The 16,278-nt window shown below is 71.4% G+C and carries 16 protein-coding genes; 4 read left to right on the top strand and 12 right to left on the bottom strand.

All coding sequences use genetic code 11. The annotated features are described in order from the left end of the window. Nucleotides 1-135 precede the first annotated feature (135 nt). Entirely contained in the window at nucleotides 136-639 is a 504-nt protein-coding gene (locus ACZ6SA_RS44990; protein WP_465835305.1) for a GyrI-like domain-containing protein, read from the top strand. A 729-nt stretch (nucleotides 640-1,368) separates the two neighbouring features. On the opposite strand, the gene ACZ6SA_RS44995 is transcribed toward ACZ6SA_RS44990, so the two are convergent. The 12 genes from ACZ6SA_RS44995 to ACZ6SA_RS45050 all read right to left on the bottom strand — a co-directional run bounded on the left by ACZ6SA_RS44995 (nucleotide 1,369) and on the right by ACZ6SA_RS45050 (nucleotide 13,438). After that, nucleotides 1,369-1,998, bottom strand: coding sequence for an LUD domain-containing protein (locus ACZ6SA_RS44995; RefSeq protein WP_347648647.1), 630 nt, complete (start codon nucleotides 1,996-1,998; stop codon nucleotides 1,369-1,371). A gap of 188 nt (nucleotides 1,999-2,186) precedes the next feature. After that, nucleotides 2,187-2,660 carry a carboxymuconolactone decarboxylase family protein gene (locus ACZ6SA_RS45000; RefSeq protein ID WP_347648648.1) on the bottom strand — a complete coding sequence of 158 codons (474 nt, stop codon included), beginning with the start codon at nucleotides 2,658-2,660 and terminating at the stop codon, nucleotides 2,187-2,189. A gap of 471 nt (nucleotides 2,661-3,131) precedes the next feature. After that, nucleotides 3,132-4,430 carry a thymidine phosphorylase gene (locus ACZ6SA_RS45005; protein WP_465835322.1) on the bottom strand — a complete coding sequence of 433 codons (1,299 nt, stop codon included), beginning with the start codon at nucleotides 4,428-4,430 and terminating at the stop codon, nucleotides 3,132-3,134. 22 nt (nucleotides 4,431-4,452) lie between these two features. Then, nucleotides 4,453-5,223 (bottom strand): MgtC/SapB family protein, encoded by a 771-nt coding sequence (locus ACZ6SA_RS45010; RefSeq protein WP_347648649.1) that lies wholly within the window; start codon nucleotides 5,221-5,223, stop codon nucleotides 4,453-4,455. Between the two features lie 39 nt (nucleotides 5,224-5,262). Continuing rightward, nucleotides 5,263-5,901 (bottom strand): HAD family hydrolase, encoded by a 639-nt coding sequence (locus tag ACZ6SA_RS45015; RefSeq protein ID WP_347648650.1) that lies wholly within the window; start codon nucleotides 5,899-5,901, stop codon nucleotides 5,263-5,265. Beyond that, nucleotides 5,898-7,193 (bottom strand): bifunctional UDP-sugar hydrolase/5'-nucleotidase, encoded by a 1,296-nt coding sequence (locus ACZ6SA_RS45020; RefSeq protein ID WP_347648651.1) that lies wholly within the window; start codon nucleotides 7,191-7,193, stop codon nucleotides 5,898-5,900. The genes ACZ6SA_RS45015 and ACZ6SA_RS45020 overlap by 4 nt, the downstream gene beginning before the upstream one ends. Beyond that, nucleotides 7,186-8,103, bottom strand: coding sequence for an ABC transporter permease (locus ACZ6SA_RS45025; protein WP_347648652.1), 918 nt, complete (start codon nucleotides 8,101-8,103; stop codon nucleotides 7,186-7,188). The genes ACZ6SA_RS45020 and ACZ6SA_RS45025 overlap by 8 nt, the downstream gene beginning before the upstream one ends. Beyond that, nucleotides 8,100-9,188 (bottom strand): ABC transporter permease, encoded by a 1,089-nt coding sequence (locus tag ACZ6SA_RS45030; protein WP_347648653.1) that lies wholly within the window; start codon nucleotides 9,186-9,188, stop codon nucleotides 8,100-8,102. The genes ACZ6SA_RS45025 and ACZ6SA_RS45030 overlap by 4 nt, the downstream gene beginning before the upstream one ends. Next, nucleotides 9,185-10,678 (bottom strand): ABC transporter ATP-binding protein, encoded by a 1,494-nt coding sequence (locus ACZ6SA_RS45035; protein ID WP_347648654.1) that lies wholly within the window; start codon nucleotides 10,676-10,678, stop codon nucleotides 9,185-9,187. The genes ACZ6SA_RS45030 and ACZ6SA_RS45035 overlap by 4 nt, the downstream gene beginning before the upstream one ends. Nucleotides 10,679-10,680: 2 nt before the next feature. Next, on the bottom strand, nucleotides 10,681-11,697 hold the full coding sequence (locus ACZ6SA_RS45040; protein WP_347648655.1) for a BMP family lipoprotein: 1,017 nt from the start codon (nucleotides 11,695-11,697) through the stop codon (nucleotides 10,681-10,683). Next, complete coding sequence (locus ACZ6SA_RS45045; RefSeq protein ID WP_465835311.1) at nucleotides 11,694-12,548, bottom strand: metallophosphoesterase family protein; 855 nt, start codon at nucleotides 12,546-12,548, stop codon at nucleotides 11,694-11,696. Before ACZ6SA_RS45045 ends, ACZ6SA_RS45040 begins: the two co-directional genes overlap by 4 nt. After that, nucleotides 12,548-13,438, bottom strand: a complete 891-nt coding sequence (locus tag ACZ6SA_RS45050; protein WP_347648657.1) for a MurR/RpiR family transcriptional regulator — start codon at nucleotides 13,436-13,438, stop codon at nucleotides 12,548-12,550. Before ACZ6SA_RS45050 ends, ACZ6SA_RS45045 begins: the two co-directional genes overlap by 1 nt. 463 nt (nucleotides 13,439-13,901) lie before the next feature. Between ACZ6SA_RS45050 and ACZ6SA_RS45055 the strand changes: the two genes are divergently transcribed. Genes ACZ6SA_RS45055 through ACZ6SA_RS45065 form a run of 3 tightly spaced genes read left to right on the top strand, consistent with a single transcriptional unit; the run spans nucleotide 13,902 to nucleotide 15,510 of the window. Then, the gene (locus ACZ6SA_RS45055) at nucleotides 13,902-14,333 is read left to right on the top strand and encodes a hypothetical protein (RefSeq protein ID WP_347648658.1); all 432 of its coding nucleotides are present in this window, start codon (nucleotides 13,902-13,904) and stop codon (nucleotides 14,331-14,333) included. Beyond that, entirely contained in the window at nucleotides 14,327-14,560 is a 234-nt protein-coding gene (locus tag ACZ6SA_RS45060) for a helix-turn-helix transcriptional regulator (RefSeq protein ID WP_347648659.1), read from the top strand. The genes ACZ6SA_RS45055 and ACZ6SA_RS45060 overlap by 7 nt, the downstream gene beginning before the upstream one ends. Continuing rightward, nucleotides 14,557-15,510 (top strand): NAD(P)-dependent alcohol dehydrogenase, encoded by a 954-nt coding sequence (locus ACZ6SA_RS45065; RefSeq protein WP_443156950.1) that lies wholly within the window; start codon nucleotides 14,557-14,559, stop codon nucleotides 15,508-15,510. The genes ACZ6SA_RS45060 and ACZ6SA_RS45065 overlap by 4 nt, the downstream gene beginning before the upstream one ends. The last annotated feature ends 768 nt before the right edge of the window (nucleotides 15,511-16,278 follow it).

The following is a 16,278-nucleotide window of genomic DNA, read 5'->3' on the forward strand; positions in this document are numbered from 1 at the left end:
CTACGACGCGAGCTCGACGTCCCGCTGCCGGACGTCCAACGCATCCTGCGCTCCCCTGACCCCGGCGCGCGCGCCGCCCTTGTCGCCGACCACCTGCGACGGCTCGAATCGGAGCTGGACCGGACACGCGCCGCAGTGGCGTCGCTGCGCCGGCTGCTGCGGCCGGAGCCGGCACCGCTCGACGTCGAGCTGCGCGCCGTCCCGGCCACCACGGTTGCCGCGATCGAGGACGACGTCGAGCACGAACACGTCATCGCCTGGTACGCCGGTGCCGCCGCCGAGCTGGACGCCCTCGTCGCCGAGCCGACCGGCGTCCTCGGCGGGTTGTACGACAACTCGCTTTTCGAAAGCGGCCACGGGCACGTGCTCGTCTACCGGCCGACGCCGGAACCCCCGCGCCGCGGCCGAGTGCACCCGGTGACCCTGCCGGGCGTCGAACTGGCCACCACTACCCATGTCGGCGACCACGACGACATCGACGTCACCTACGGGGAACTCGGCGCCTGGGTCGTGGCCAACGCGCTCGCGGTCGCCGGGCCGGTCCGTGAGCGCTACCTGGTCGGCCCCCGCGACACGGACGACCCGGCGACATGGCGCACCGAGATCGGCTGGCCCGTCTTCCGGGTGGCCCGACCCTGAGCCGGGACGGCTCGCGCCGTCCTCGCTGGGTAACCGGACCGTCTGCAGGGAGTCCATGGACAGGGGTCAAGAGATCATGCTCTCTACGCCGCCGGCTCGTCCACGCCCTTCGAGAGACTCCGCACGGAGGAGAACGTGGGGGCGACGCCATGGGACGCCTTGCGCGCTGCCCGGCGCAGCGTGGCCAGGACCGCCGGGCGAGGACGGTGATCGCGACGGTGTTGGTGGTGGCGCGGCCGGTCCCCCAGCCGGCGGTCAACGTCAGCAGTGTGAATATGGCAAACCGGTGCAGGTTCTCTCATAAGGGATCGCCAGGCCGCGTCTATGCCGTACGGACCAGCATGGCGATCTCGGCTTTTCCTGTGACACGGTGCGGCAGCAGCCCCGCGCCCATGCCGATCCACGCACAACATCTGGAACGGCGGCCACGGGCCCACGCCGGCCGTTGGATCGCGGACGCGAGCAGGGAGGAGTTCTTCGACGAGGTACGCGTGCCCGTCGACGGCGACGCGGTCGGCTGGCCGACCTGGAGCTGCTCCGTGTTCGCGGCTACGACGCCACGACCCGCGTGGCGTGGGGTCAGGACCTGGGTGCCGGCGCCTCGGTCACCAAGCTGCTGTGGTCACGGACCAGGGTTGTAGGACACGATCCAGGCCCTCACCCGAACGCGGCGATCAAGCCGGCCGTCGCCAGGCCGGTTCCAGCCCCGGCTCTATGGTTCCCGGCGGTTCAGAAGCCGAGGGCCTGCCGGAGCAGCAGGACGGTGCCGCGCCCTGGGAAGGGTTCCGCGTTGAGGACGAGGAGGCGGTTGACGGCGCTGGGCCACCCGTGGACCGCCTGGGTGCGAGCGGTTTCCAGCGGGAGGCAGTGCTCTTCGACGCGGCGTAGCGCGGTGCTCAGGTCGGGCACCACCTTCTGCGCCCCGACGATCCAGATCGCGCGGGCGGCGCCGCCGGAGTAGCTGGGCAACTGGCTTCCGCTGCCCGAGGCGGCCACGAGGGAGCCGGTTTCGGTGACCGCGGCGACGCTCCCCACGACGACGTCGGGGCTGGCGGTCAGCCGCCGGATCTCGTCCCTCTGGGTGGCGCGGTCCATGGCCAGGATGCGTGGCTTGATGGCCTGGTATCGCCCGCTGGCGTTGATGTCCTCATCGATGCCGGACAGGCGCAGGGTCTCGCTGGCCCCGGTGAAAACGCTGGAGCCCTCGGGTATCAGCTCCTTGACGCGGGTACGCGCGGCGGCGACGTCATCGAGGATCTCCACGGTGAAACCGTGTCCGGTCAGCGCGGTGGCCGCCCGCTCCAGGGGCCCCGCGGGCGCCGGGTCGGCGAACGATGTTGCCGGCAATGGGGTGGTCATTGATGTCGCTACTTTCTGTTCGCTGGATGATGTGTTCGTTTCAGCCAGTTCGACGACACGGTCCCGTGAAATGTGAGGCGATGCGCCGGCCGCACATTCCGGTGTGCCGTGGCGTCGAGCCGGTACTGAGGGAGCGCTCTACGGGCGATCGGCTCGCCGACGGGAGTGGGAGCGATCGTGGCGGTAGGTCAGCCCCACTGGCCGGGCTCGAAGTCTCCGGTGGCGGGTTGCCGGGTGATGATGTTCATGCGGTTCCAGGCGTTCATGACGGCGATGAGGGCGGTCAGGGCGGCGAGCTGGTCATCGTCGTGGTGCTTGGCGGCGTCGGCCCAGGCCTCGTCGGTGACGCCGCCGGCGTCGGCCGTACGGGTGCCCTGCTCGGCCAGCTCCAGGGCGGCGCGCTCGGCGTCGGTGAAGACGGTCGCCTCCCGCCAGGCCGAGACCAGGTTGATGCGCACCGAGGTCTCCCCCGCGTGGGCGGCTTCCTTGGTGTGCTGGTCGATGCACACGGCGCAGCCGTTGATCTGGCTGACGCGGAGCATCACGAGCTCCCGCGTCGTGGCCGGCAGCGCAGAGTCCGACACGACCTTGCTCGCCGAGACGAACGCCTTCGCGGCCTTCGCTCCGACCGGGTTGCCGGCGTAGTCGAAACGGGCGTCCATGGGATCTCCTTGCCGTGGTGGTCGCTACACCCCTACGACGAACGGTCCGGGCAACGTCGGGACGACCGTTGATGTGACGCACGCCACATCTGCGCGGCATCAGGAGAGGCCACTGCTGTCGAGCGGCGTCAGGCGGGCGGCCGCGTCGTGGTCCGCGTCGGTACGGCACCCTCGCCATGATTCGGGCATTCGCTCCTGTTCCAGCCCGCAACGGCGGAGGGGCCATCCTTAACGTCCTGTCGGCCGCGGCCTGGACCACCGTCGACGGCAAGACCTCCTACGCGGCCGCCGAGTCCGCGCAGTGGGGCCTGGCCAACGGTGTCCGGGTGGAACTGGCCGGCCAGGGAACGCACTTGCCCCAAGCTCATAGCCACAGAAACAGAGCGCGCTGCGCGCCTCGCGAGCGACGCGTGATCAACTCGCCTCATGGCCGTCAAGGTGGGGGGCAGGACCCAATAGGGGACGCATCGTTCAGGGAGTGGCGACGTGGACGCGTTCGATGACGAGCGGGCGCAGTTCGAGCCGAGTGCCGGGCGGTACGACGGTGACCGCGTCTCGCAGTGCCGCCACGGCCGGCTCGAAGCGTTCCGGCGTGTCGGTGTGCAGGGTAAGCAGCGGCTGCCCTGTGCGCACCGATGCGCCCGGTTTGGCGTGCAGTTCTATCCCGGCCGCGGCCTGCACGAGATCCTCCTTGCGGGCGCGGCCGGCGCCCAAGTGCCAGGCGGCCATGCCCACCGCGTAGGCGTCCAGCTTGGCCAGCACGCCGGTGGCGGGCGCCACGACGGCGTGGCTCTCTCTGGCGCGCGGCAGGGTCGCGTCGGGGTCGCCGCCCTGCGCGCTGATCATGCGCCGCCACACGTCCATGGCGGATCCGTCGCGCAGCCGGTCGGCCGGGTCGATCCTGTCGAGCCCGGCAGCGGCGAGCATCTCGCGGGCCAGGGCGAGCGTCAGCTCGACCACGTCGCACGGACCGCCGCCCGCCAGCACCTCCACCGATTCGCGCACTTCCAGGGCGTTGCCCGCGGTCAGGCCGAGTGGGGTGTCCATGTCCGTCAGCACGGCTGTGGTGGTCACCCCATGGTCGCCGCCCAGTGCGACCATGGTCCTGGCGAGCTCGCGGGCCTGCCCGACGTCCTTCATGAACGCGCCGGCGCCGACCTTGACGTCCAGGACGAGGGAGCCGGCGCCTTCGGCGATCTTCTTGCTCATGATGGAGCCGGCGATCAACGGGATGGACTCGACAGTGCCGGTGACGTCGCGCAGCGCGTACAGCTTCCGGTCGGCCGGGGCGAGTTCGTCGCTCGCGGCGCAGACAGCGGCGCCGACCTCGCGGAGCTGGGCGAGCAGCCGCCCCGCCGACAAGCCGGCGCGCCAGCCGGGAATGGTCTCCAGTTTGTCCAGCGTGCCGCCGGTGTGGCCGAGCCCGCGCCCGGACAGTTGTGGCACGACGGCGCCGCAGGCCGCGACCAGGGGCGCCAACGGCAAGGTGATCTTGTCGCCGACGCCCCCCGTCGAATGCTTGTCGACGGTGGGGCGGCCGCCGAGCTCCTGGGCCGGCAGGCGCATGCGCTGCCCGGAGGCGATCAGCGCGGCGGTCCAGCGGGCGATCTCCCTGCGGCTCATGCCGTTGAGCAGGATGGCCATGGCCAGGGCCGCCATCTGCTCCTCCGCCACCCGGCCGCAGGTGTAGCCATGGATGATCCAGTCGATCTGCTCGTCGCTGAGCGTGGCACCGTCGCGTTTGGCGCGGATGACGTCGATGGCCGTCACGTGGCCCATGGGGTCGGTCTCCTCATCGATCGTGGGGGTGGGGGCGCTCGCGCCCGGCGAGCCTTCTGGCCGGGCGCAGCAGACGGCGCAGCCTCGTGCGCAGCCGCGTTCCGGGCACGAGGTGGCCAGGACGGTAGTCAATGCGCAGGACGTCGTCGCGCCGGGAGAGCGTGTCGATCGCGGCGAGCAGGCGGTTGCCGCGGTGGTCGTCCATTTCCAGGACGACGGTCCGCGACGGTGCGGGCTCGTGGACGTCCTCGCAGATCGTCAAGCTCTCGACCTTCGGCCCGGCGGCCTCGACCGTGCGCAGGATCGTATCCAGCGTGCCGTGCTCGGGCCGGTGAGTGACCCGCAGCGACGGGCTGCGGCGGGCGATGCCGCGCGCCGCGGGTTTGACCATGCGCAGAGCCACCAGGACGAGCATCACCAGGACGAGTCCGGCGGCCAGCGGGAGGTAGGCCCCGGTGCCGCCCGCCATGCCCAGCGCGGCGCTGAGCCACAGGGTCGCCGCCGTGGTCAGGCCGCGGACGACGACGCCGTCCTTGACGATGGCTCCGGCGCCGATGAAGCCGATGCCGGAGGCGATCTGTGCCGCGACGCGGGCCGGGTCGGCCACCGGGGCCCGGGGGATGTCAGCGAATCCGTAGGCTCCGCTGATGGCGAAGACCGCGGCGCCCACGGCTACCAGCGTGTGCGTGCGGATGCCGGCGACGTGGTCGCCGACCTCCCGCTCAAATCCGATCGCGATGCCCGCTCCGGCCGCAGCGGCCAGGCGGATGACGAGTTCAGCCATATCGAGGGTGGGGTGCACGACCCTCCTTTCACGGCAGGCTCAGGAGGGGACGTCGGACAAGTAGGGCCGCAGCGTCGCCAGGTTCCAGATGACGATGTCGGCTCCTGCTTCGGCCAGCGCGGACGCGGGCCGGTATCCGCCGCCGAAACCGACGGGATAGGCGCCGGCCTCGACCGCGCAGCACATGTCGTACTCGACGTCGCCCACGTAGATCACCCGGCCGCTCTCGGCGACGAGCCGGGTCAGCTCGGCCGCCTTGTCCCGCACCGAGCCGATGACCTGCCCCAGCAGATGGTCGACGCGCAACGCGCGGGCGTCCTTCATGATCGCGTCCGGCGCCGCCGCGCTCACCACCACCACGCGCACTCGCTGGTCGGCCGCCGCCCGCAGAATGTCGACGGCCCCGGCGCTCAGGGGCGCGTCGTGTGCCGCCATCTCCTCGTTCCACTGTTTCTCCGCCGCGCCCAGCTGTTCCTCGGGCACACCCGCGGCAAGGAAGAACCGACGCATGGGCAGCGTGAAGGTGTGCTTGAACTCGGCCGGGGTGAGCGTGGCGGCGTCATGCGCGCCGAGGACGCGGTTGACCGCCCGCCTGGCCCGCTCGGCGTCGTCGACCAGCGTGCCGTTCCAGTCGAAGGCGAGCAAGCCGGCTGCTCGCCGGTCGTGGGTGTATGTCATGAGAGCGGATCTCCTTCAGCTAGCGCGATGCGCAACGAGTCCCGGACGCCGGTGGGTGCCGGCTCGAAGGCCAGGGGTCTGTTCAGGTGGGCTGCGATCTCGGTGACGGCATAGCGGGTCAGGGCCAGCCGGCCGCCGGCGGCGGGGCTGCGGATCACCAGGTCGTCGCGTTGCCGCAGGCGGGCCAGGTCCTGCCCGGTCAGGTCGGCCAGGACGACGGAGTCGTCCTGGTAGGGCACCAGCCGCAGGATGTCGGCCTCGGTGACCTCGCCCGCGCCGAGCCAGGCCAGCGTTCCGTCCAGCGGCGGCTGTCCCGTCGCGATCTCCCAGCAGCCGTAGAGCGCGCCGTCACCGCCGTTGGCGCGCGCGAACGCGTCGCCCACGTAGCGCGGCAGGGAGTCATCGACGCCGGGCTGGTTGCGCAAGGGGCGGGTCAGCGTGCCTGCCCGCTGCGCCCGAGCCTGGGCGATCAGGTGGGCGCCGGAGCGGTCCCACGGGGCGGCCGGCTCGGGGACTTCGGTGTAGGTGCGCACGGGCGCGAGAGCGTGGTCGAAGTCGACCACGCCGATCTCCTGGCCGAACGCCCATGGCTGGAGCACGGGCGTCTCGTGCAGCGTGCCGATCCAGCGGCCCAGGGTGTGCCCGGCCACGATCACCTCCACCAGATGCGCCCACGCCCCGATGACGGAGGCGAACCGCGAAGGCAGCGGCCGGCACCCGCCGGTGGCGACGGGCTCCCAGTCCACGCCGTCGTGGACGACGGCCACGATCACGTCGCACCCATCACCTCGCAGTTCTCCGACGGCCTGCCGGATCGCCTCGCCGAGGTCCTCCAGCGGGGCCGCCGGCGGTTCGCGGATCAGGTCGTACAGCGCGGGGGTGGTGCAGCCGACGACGCCCACGGCCAGGCCGTCCACGGCGAACGTCGCGGTGGCGGGCAGCCCGCTGGCGGGGTGGTTGGCGCACAGCGCCGGCGCCCGCATCCGCCGCGCGCCCTCGCGTGCCGTGGGGGTGCCCCAGTCGAACTCGTGATTGCCGGCCACCACCACGTCGGGCCCGAGCTCGTCCATGGCGGTGAACCCGCCGAGACCGCCGGTGAGAGTACTGATCACCCCACCCTGGGCGAAGTCGCCGGCGTCGGCCCACAGGGTGGGCGCGCCGGACCGCAGCCGCCGCACCGTCTCGCGCACGGCGACGCCGCCGGGCAGCCGGCCGTAGCTGGTCGGCCAGGGATGGAAGGAACCGAGCAGGTCGTTGGTGGCCAGAACGCGCAGGCGTGGGACGTCAGGCACGTGTGCTCCGTGGCAGGCGGTACACGCTCCACAGCCGGGCCAGGAGCAGGATGGCGAGCGCTGCGGCATACGGCAGGACGTAGCTGAGCTCGGACCACAGCCCCTCGGACTGCAACGACAGGCCCACGACATCGAAGACGGCGAAGCCGATCGACAGCGGCAGCAGCGTCCACGCCCGCCGGGCCGCGATGAGCACCATGGCCAGCGCCACGAATCCGCGGCCCGAGGTCATGTTCTCGGAGAACTGCGCGACGTCGCCGAGGGCGAGCTGGGCTCCGCCCACGCCCACCAGCGCCCCGCCGGCGAGCAGGGCCGTGGCCCGGGTGCGCCGGACCGGCACGCCGGTGACGGCGGCGATCTCCTCGCGCAGCCCGACGGCGCGCAGTGCCATGCCGGAGCGGGTGTGGCGGAGCCAGACCGCCACGGCGGCCGCCAGCAGCCACCCCAGATAGGTCAGCACGCTGCGTCCGCTGACCACGTCACCGAGCCACGGGACGGCGTCGATGCCCGGCAGGCCGACGTGCGGGATGGGGCGCACCTCGGGGGAGGTGAAGCCGCCGCGGATGCCGAAGGCCCACTGCAGCAGCAGCGGGGTCGCGCCCAGCCCGAGCAGGTTCAACGCGAGCCCGACGAGCAGCACGTCAGCGTGCAGGTACACGCACACCAGGGCGAGCACGCCGGTCACCGCGACGCCCACGGCGGCTGCGCCGAGCACGCCCAGGCCCCAGTTGCTCGCCCAGAAGCTGCACGCCACGGCGGCGAAGCAGCTGAAGATCATGGAGCCTTCGAGTGCGATGTTGAACACGCCGGAGCGCACGCACAGATACCCGCCGAGGGCGACCAGGAGCAGCGAGGTCGCGGCGTCCAGGGTCCGGCCCCAGATCACGACGCTGGTCAGCAGATCGATCATGACGTGACCCTTTCGGCCCTGGGTTGCGGCCCGCGCGCGGTTCCATCCGCCGGGGCGTCCCGGCTCGCCCGCAGGGCCCGGCCCCGGCCATAGGCGACCGCGATCATCACGACGGCCTGCACGACGAGGCTCAGCCTGCTGGACACGCCGATCTCCCGTTCGACGCCGAGCAGCCCGGTCTGCAGACAGGCAAGGAAGAGCGCCCCGGGGACGAGCAGCAGGCTGCCGAGCGGAGCGAGGATGGCAAGGATCATGCCGGTCCAGGCGGCGGAGGAGGCGCCGCCGACAGAGCCGTCGATGTAGCGCAGGAAGACCCCGAGGACCTGGATGCCGCCGGCCAGCCCGGAAACCGCGCCGGCGACCACGGTGACACGCAGCTCGTAGCGCCGGGGCGAGGTGCCGGACGCCGCGGCGAAGCGCGGGTTCTGCCCGTAGAGCCGCAACCGGTGCCCGGCGCGCGTCTGGTTCAGCACCCACCAGTAGAGCACGCACACGGCTACCGCCAGCAGCGCGCCTGCGTGGAAGCTGCTCTGCTCGACGAGCAGCGGCAGCCGGGCGGGCACCAGCCGGGTCTCGATCACGCCGAACGCGGTGGGGTCGCGGAAGACGCGGGTGGTCAGCAGCGTCGCCAGGCCATCGGCGAGGTAGTTCATGATCAGCGACAGGACGAGCACGTCCACTGCGGTCAACCGGCTGAATATGGTGATCAGGGCCGCCCACAGAGCACCGGCCGCCATCGAGACGAGCAGCGTGATCAGGACGTTCAGCAGCGGGGGTCCGCCCAGCGCGGGCGCGGCGGCCCCGGCGGCCACCGCCCCCGCGACGAACATGCCGGGCTGGCCCAGGTTGAAGATGCCGGCGCGGAAGGCGATGCTGGCGCCGATCGCGGTCAGCAGGATGGGCACGGCGGCCGCGACGGTCGCGCCCCAGGCGGTGCCGGAGCCGTACGCGCCGGAGGCGAAGGCGGCCGCCGCGGCGGGCAGGCTGGCTCCTCCCCCGACGGCCGTGATGATCGCCCCGGCGATGGCCAGGCCGGCCAGCAGCGCGACCGCCATGATCCGGACGGCGCGACGATCCACGCTCATGACGCCGCCTCCGCCTCTGACCCCGCTGTCTCGGCGGCGGCCGCTTCCGGGTCGAGGCCGCCCATGAGCTCGCCCAGCCGGGCCCGGGAGAACTCCGCTCTATGCACCTCTCCCGCGACCTCGCCCCGGTACATCACCACGATGCGATCGCTGATCTCGAACAGTTCGTCGAGGTCAGAGGAGATCAGGAGCGTTCCACCACCTTGATCGGCGAAGTCTCTGAGCCGGTCCCTGATGGCCCGCGCCGCCCTGAAGTCGACGCCACGGGTCGGCTCGTGCGCCACCACGACCGTCCCGTCAGAGTTCAGCTCCCTGGCGGCCACGAGCCGCTGCAGGTTGCCCCCCGACAGTTCGCCCGCCTTCTGGCGGATCCCCGCCGTGACGACCTGCCCCGCCTCGACGATCTCGGCCGCGTGCCGCGCCATCGCGCTCTTGCGCAGCCTGCCGAAGCGCCCGGTGAAGGCGGGGCTCACCTCGGACGTGGCGACGTTGTCGACGAGGTCGGCCTCCACCGCGCTCGCCCACTGCCGGGCGTCGGCGGGGATCAACCGCAGCCCCGCGGCGCGACGGCGGTTGGTGGGCCAGCCGTCGGCTCGGACGCCGCCGATCGCGACCTGCCCGAACCCCGGGTGCTCGGCCAGCCCGCACACGTGCTCGACCAGGGTGTCCTGGCCGTTGCCCGCGACCCCGGCGACGCCGGTCACCTCGCCCGCCCGTACCTCGATCCGGTGTCCGGCCACGTCGAGCGAGAGCCTGATGTCCGCGCTCGTGAGGTCGCGCCCGGCGCGCTCGGACGCCACCACACCCGCGCCGCTCTCTCCCACCATCGCCGCGGCCATGCCGGTGACGGTGAACGTGCGATCGGGCCATTGGTGGGTGGTGGCACCGTGGCGGATCACGGTGACCGCGTCGCACAGCGCCTCGACCTCACGCAGCTTGTGGGTGATGAACACAACGGTGTGGCCCTGCTCGACCAGCCGTCGCAGCAGCTCTGACATGGCATCGACCTCGCTGGGCGTGAGCAGTGCGGTGGGCTCGTCCATGAGGATCAGCTCGGCGCGGTGGTACAGGATGCGCAGGATCTCCATGCGCTGCTGCAGGGCCAGCGGCAGCAGCGCGGCCTCCTCCTGGAGGGGCAGCGGCAGCCGGATCTCCTCCATGAGCTCGCCGATCCGCTTGGCGGCGGCGCGCCGGGAGACGAGCCCGTGCCGCAGCGGCTCCGAGCCGAAGATGATGTTCTCCAGGACGGAGAACTCGGGGACGGTGGACAACTGCTGCCGGATCAGGCCCGGGACGGCGCCGACCTCCAGGTGCCCGGAGTCGGGCGTCAGCTCGCCCATGACGACCTTCATCAGCGTGGACTTGCCGGCGCCGTTCTCGCCGACCAGCCCGTGGATCGTGCCGCGCCGCACGCGCAGGTCGGTGCCGTTGAGGGCGCGTACCGGGCCGAAGCTCTTGCGGATGTCGCCGCACACCAGGACGTCGGTCACGGTCACTGCCCCGCCACCGGGTTGGCGACGGTGATGGCGCCCGCCACGATGTCGTCGTAGGCGGCCTTGGCGGCCTTGACGACGTCGGCGGGCACCCGGTCGTCGTACGTGCCGGAGGAGGTGGTCATCGGGTCGAAGACGAACACGTCGTCCTTGAGCGTGAGGTTTCTGGTGCCGCCTCTCGGCTCTCCCGTCCACTTCTCGCCGAACAGCAGGCGGACCGAGTCAGCGACCTTCATCGACATGGTGAACGCCACGCCCTTCTCGCCGGCCTTGCCGGCCTCCTCGGGATCGACCGCCGCGACGGAGAAGCCGTTCTTGGCGGCCTCGGAGATGACGCCCAGGTTCGAGCCCGAGGCGGGCAGGATGACGTCCGCGCCCTGCTGCTTCTGCGCGATGGCCAAGGTGAGCGACTTCGCCGGGTCGGAGAACGAGCCGACGTAGTTGATGAGGACCTTGGTGCCGGGGACGGCGGCCTTGGCACCCGCTTCGTAGCCCGCCTGCCAGCGCTTGAGCGACGGGACCTCCATGCCGAAGACCGCGCCGATCGTCTTCGTCTTCGACAGCAGCGCGGCGCTCACGCCGGCCACGTAGGTGGCCTGTTCGACGGCCCAGGCGTAGGAGCGCACGTTGGGCAGGTCCACCTCGGCGTCGAGGATGGCGAACTGCTGGCCGGGGAACTCCTTGGCGACCTGCGTGAGGGGCTCGGCCGCCGAGAAGCCCGCGGTGGCGATCACCTGCTTGCAACCGCGCTGGGCGAAAGCGCGGAAGTTGTCGGCGATGGCCGTCGGAGTGGCCGACTCGACCGAGTCGATGGTCACGTCCAGCTCCTTCTTGGCCTGCTGGACACCGTCCTCGGCCCATTTCTCGAACAGGCTGCTGCCGATGGTCGCGGCGTGGACGAAGGCGTACCCGCAGTCGCCGTTCCTGGCGGCCCGGGGCGCGGGGTTGGTGGTGGTTGCGGTGCTGCATGCGCTGGTCAGGACGAGTGCGGTTGCGAGGACGAGGAGTCGTTTCATGGCTGAGGCCTTCTCGCGGAGGGGGTGGGGTCGAGGGTCCAGCGCCCGTCCTGGAACATCCAGTGTTCGAGCGCGGGAGTGGGGCGCGAGGCGGCGCGCAGCGGCACGGTCTCGCGGTCGACGTTGAGCCCATCGGGCTTGGTACGCAGGGTCAGCAGGGTCACGGCGTGCGGACTTTCGATGAGCGGGGCCATCGACAGCTGCAGGAGCCGCCCGCTGCACGCCGCGTGGTGGCGGTGCACGTGGCCGTGCAGGACGACGCCCGGGCCCCGGTGGCGGTGCAGTTGCCGGCGCAGCGGCCCGACGCCGCCCAGATGGTCAGGGTGTCTGAGGTGCTGCCTGGTGAGATCGGCTTCGATGTCGAGGATGGGATAGTGGCTGATCATGACGAGCGGACGGTCGCCGGGCAGGTCGTGCAGCTCGTCCCCGTCCAGGACGTGGCCGCCCTGGCGGCTCGCCCTGATGGGAACGCCGGCGACATGGAGGCCGCCGAACGCCGGTGACGGCGACGGAGTCAGCCCCGGCACCGTCAAAGCCGGAATCGCCTGCTTCGCGGCGGCCAGGGCGTCGCGTACCGGTTCGACGTCGTGGTTGCCCGAGACGGCGATGACGGGCCGGCCCGCGCGGGCCAGCTCGCGCAGGCCGCGCACGAGCAGGTCGGGCTCGGCGAAGTTCGTCACGTCGCCGAGGAGCAGGACGGCCTCGGCGGCGCTGGCCGCCACGAAGTCGACAGCCTCCCGCCACAGCGTCCACGACTCCGGGAGCAGGAGCCGGTCGTTCCAGTGGCCGTACGGTGTGCCGGGCGAGCAGAGATGGCTGTCGGCGATGACGGCGAGGCGGGCGGCGGCCATCAGAACCGGTGCTCCGCCAGCACACCGCCGGTCAGTTCCAGGGCCGCGGAGGCCGCCGCCGGGCGGCGCTGCGCCAGCGCGACGAACATGGCGTCCAGCAGCGAAAGGTGGGCTATGCGGCTGGCCATCGCCTCGATGCGGAACGACGTCTCGCGGCTTCCGGCGACCAGCACGGCGTCGACGACGTCCGTCAGTGGAGAGCGGGCGAAGCTGGTGACAGCGATGGTGGTGGCGCGCACGTCGCGAGCCGCCTCGACCGCCGCGACGGTCTCTCTGGTGGACCCGGTGTGGCTGACGGCCAGGCACACATCGGAGGGGCCGAGCAACCGGGCCGTGACATGCTGCACGTGCGTGTCGGCGGGGGCGTCGGCGTGCAGACCTATGGTGATCAGGCGGTAGGCGAAGTCCTGGGCCAGGGGGGCCGAGGTGCCCACCCCGACGACGAGGATGCGGCCGGCGTCGTGCAGGGCGTTGACGGCCGTCTCCAGCTGCGCGGGGTCGATGGTCGAGGTGACGTCGCGCAGCGCTTCCGCGTCCAAGGTGATGATCTTGTTGAGCACGGAGAGCGGGCTGTCGTCTGCCGTGATCCTTGGAGTGGCCAGAGCGTTGCCGGTGCCGAGCTCGCTGGCGATGGCCAGTTTCAGGGCGTGATAGCCGCGCAGCCCGAGCCGCTGGCAGAACCGGACGACGGTGGACGAGGCGGTTCCGGCCTCGGCCGCCAGATCGCTGATCGTGGAGTGGACAACGGCCGACGGGTCCCGCAGGACGGCGTCCGAGACGCGCAGGTCTCCTCGCGCGAAGGACGGGCGCATGGCCCGGATGCGGGCGAGGATGCCGGAGCCGTCGTCCGGGTGCATCTCGGCCGCGCGGCTCTCGTTGGGGGGTTCCATGGCTGCCCTTTCGGATGTGGATTCCAGGACAGTAGCGACATATGGAAAATAATTCCAGAGTGTTTGGTGAACTTTCTGCAGCTTCGCGGCATGCAAGCGGCTAACCCGCCAGGCGAGCGACGATGATCGCCATGGATGTGGAACTCAGTTCCAAGCCCGCCGAGCGGCCCACGGACCGGACTTCCCCACCTTCGATGTGTCGCCCGTGGAACAGCACCGGGAGCGCCTCTCAGGCCGGCCGCGCGCGCCGCGCCTGCCCGACCCGGAAACCTGGATGCCCTGCCGTCCAGAACGCCCTCTCCAGAAGATCGCTGCGGCGGAGCTCCTGGGGACGATGAGGATGTGCGCAAGATCGAACGGGAAACCTGGCGGTCACCCGCCGATCATGTAAAAAAGCTTTGACATGGTGTCTGGCGTGTTTTACATTGCATGATGTCAGCTTTGTTTTACATGAGGAGCGGGCATGGCCTTCGAGGAGAAACGCGCCTGGGTGATGATCGTGGTCACCATCGGCGCGTACACGATCTACGTGGTGACCGTCCTGGGCCGGGCCGGCGGCGGCCCGCTTCCCGACGTCGCCTACGCCGGACCTCTGCTGTGGACCATCGGCGGCGCCATCGTCGCCGCGATCGTGGCCAACATCGCGATGGCCGTCGCGGGCGGCCACGGCACCGACCGCACCGACGAGCGCGATCGCGAGATCAACCACGTCAGCGAGCGCATCGGGCAGTCGATCGTCGTCATCGGCGCGCTCGCCGCACTGGTCATGGCCATCGCCGAACTGCGCCACTTCTGGATCGCCAACGCCGTCTACCTGGCGTTCGTGTTGTCCGCGGGGCTCAGCTCGGTTGCCAAGATCATGGCGTACCGCAAGGGCGGCTTCCAGACGTGGTGAAGCCGACGCAGGTCACCAACACGATCCGGGCCCTGCGGTTCGCGCACGGCGAGATGACCCAGGCCGAGCTGGCCGACCGGGTCGGCGTCACCCGCCAGACCATCATCGCGATCGAACAGGGTCGCTACTCCCCCTCGCTGGAGATGGCCTTCCGCATCGCCCGGGTGTTCCGGGTCGGGCTCGACGACGTCTTCCAGTACCCCGACACCGAAGGAGACCCCTCATGAGGGCGATCGTCCAGGACGAGTACGGCCCGCCACACACGCTGAGCCTCGGCGAGGTCCCGGCCCCGACGCCCGGCGCCGACGACGTGCTGATCCGGGTGCACGCGGCCGGCGTCGACTACGGCGTGTGGCACGTCATGACCGGGCTGCCGCTCATCGGCCGCCTCGGTTTCGGCCTGCGCCGGCCCCGCAACCGCGTGCCGGGCATGGACGTGGCCGGCGTCGTGGAGTCCGTCGGCGCCAACGTGACCGCGTTACGCCCCGGCGACGAGGTGTACGGCGCGGCGACCGGCACGTACGCGCAGTTCGCGCTCGCCCGCCCGGGCAAGCTCGCCCGCAAGCCCGCCAACCTGAGCTTCACCGAAGCGGCGGCCGTACCCGTGTCGGGGGTGACCGCGTTGCGGGCCGTCGGCCAGGTCACCGCCGGCGCGAAGGTGCTGGTCATCGGCGCCGGCGGCGGAGTGGGCAGCTTCGCGACGCAACTCGCGGTCGCCGGCGGCGCCCACGTCACCGGCGTGTGCAGCACGGCCAAGGCCGACCTCGTCCGGTCGCTGGGCGCCCAGGCCGTCATCGACTACACGCGCGAGCCCCTCACCGGGACGTACGATCTGATCATCGACATCGCGGGCCTGCGGCCGCTGGCCCTGCTGCGCGGGCTGCTCGCCGAGCGCGGCCGGCTCGTCATCATCGGCGGCGAGGGCGGCGGTCGGTGGTTCGGCGGACTCGGCCGGCTGCTCGCCGCCCGGCTGATCACCCCGTTCACGCGTCAGCGCCTGGACGCGCTGATCGCGCTGACCCGCACCGCCGACCTGGACGCGCTGCGCGACCTCATCGAGGCCGGGTCCGTGCGACCGGCCGTCGGACGCACGTACTCCCTGGCGGAGGCCCCCACCGCGGTAGGGGACCTGGCTGCGGGCAACGCGCCGGGAAAGCTCGTCATCACGGTCGATTGACCCCGGGACGTCGGGATCAACAGCCTGCTACTGCGGGGCGACAAACCGATCAGGAATCGAGAAGCGCCAGTCCCTGAGCCGCACCTAGCGTGATCTGTCATGGAGCGCACCACGTTGGTGGCGGCCACCCGCCGGCCACCGTCATGATCGCCGATGGCGATGTGCTCGGCTGCGCAACGACCGACGAGTGCCGGGCCATGCCCTCGCACTCAGCTCGTCGCGACAACACCGAGCATCGGCTCACCCAGCACGAAGACGTCCGGGTGAGCCGAGCCATGGGCGATCGGTGCGCTGCATCCAGTGCCGCTGTCCACGGACTGAACAGGAGCGTTGCAGTCAGCGACGTCCGCAGGCGGCTGAACGTCCCTCCCGGCAGGTCGCTCTGGCCGGGGTTGCTCGTCTTCCAGAGGAGGTCTCATTGACCGGGAACACGTGGGTTCGGCAGACTCACCGCTGGTTGTCCATCGTCTTCACGGCGACCGTCTTGGTCAGTATCGTCGCCGTGCTCCAGGAGGAGCCTGCCGAGTGGGTGTTCTACTTGCCGCTGCTCCCGCTCGTCTTGCAGCTGTTCACGGGTCTGTACTTGTTCGTGTTGCCGTATGCCGCCAGACGGCGCAGTGGGCAGCGCCCCGCTCGGGAGACATGACCCGGACGCTCAGCCCGGGAAGACGCAGCCGGGGGGGGGGGGGGGGGGGGGGGGGGGGGGGGGGGGGGGGGGGGGGGGGGGGGGGGGGGGGGGGGGGGGGGGGGGGGGGGGGGGGGGGGGGG

Source organism: Nonomuraea sp. NPDC049378 (assembly GCF_055586745.1).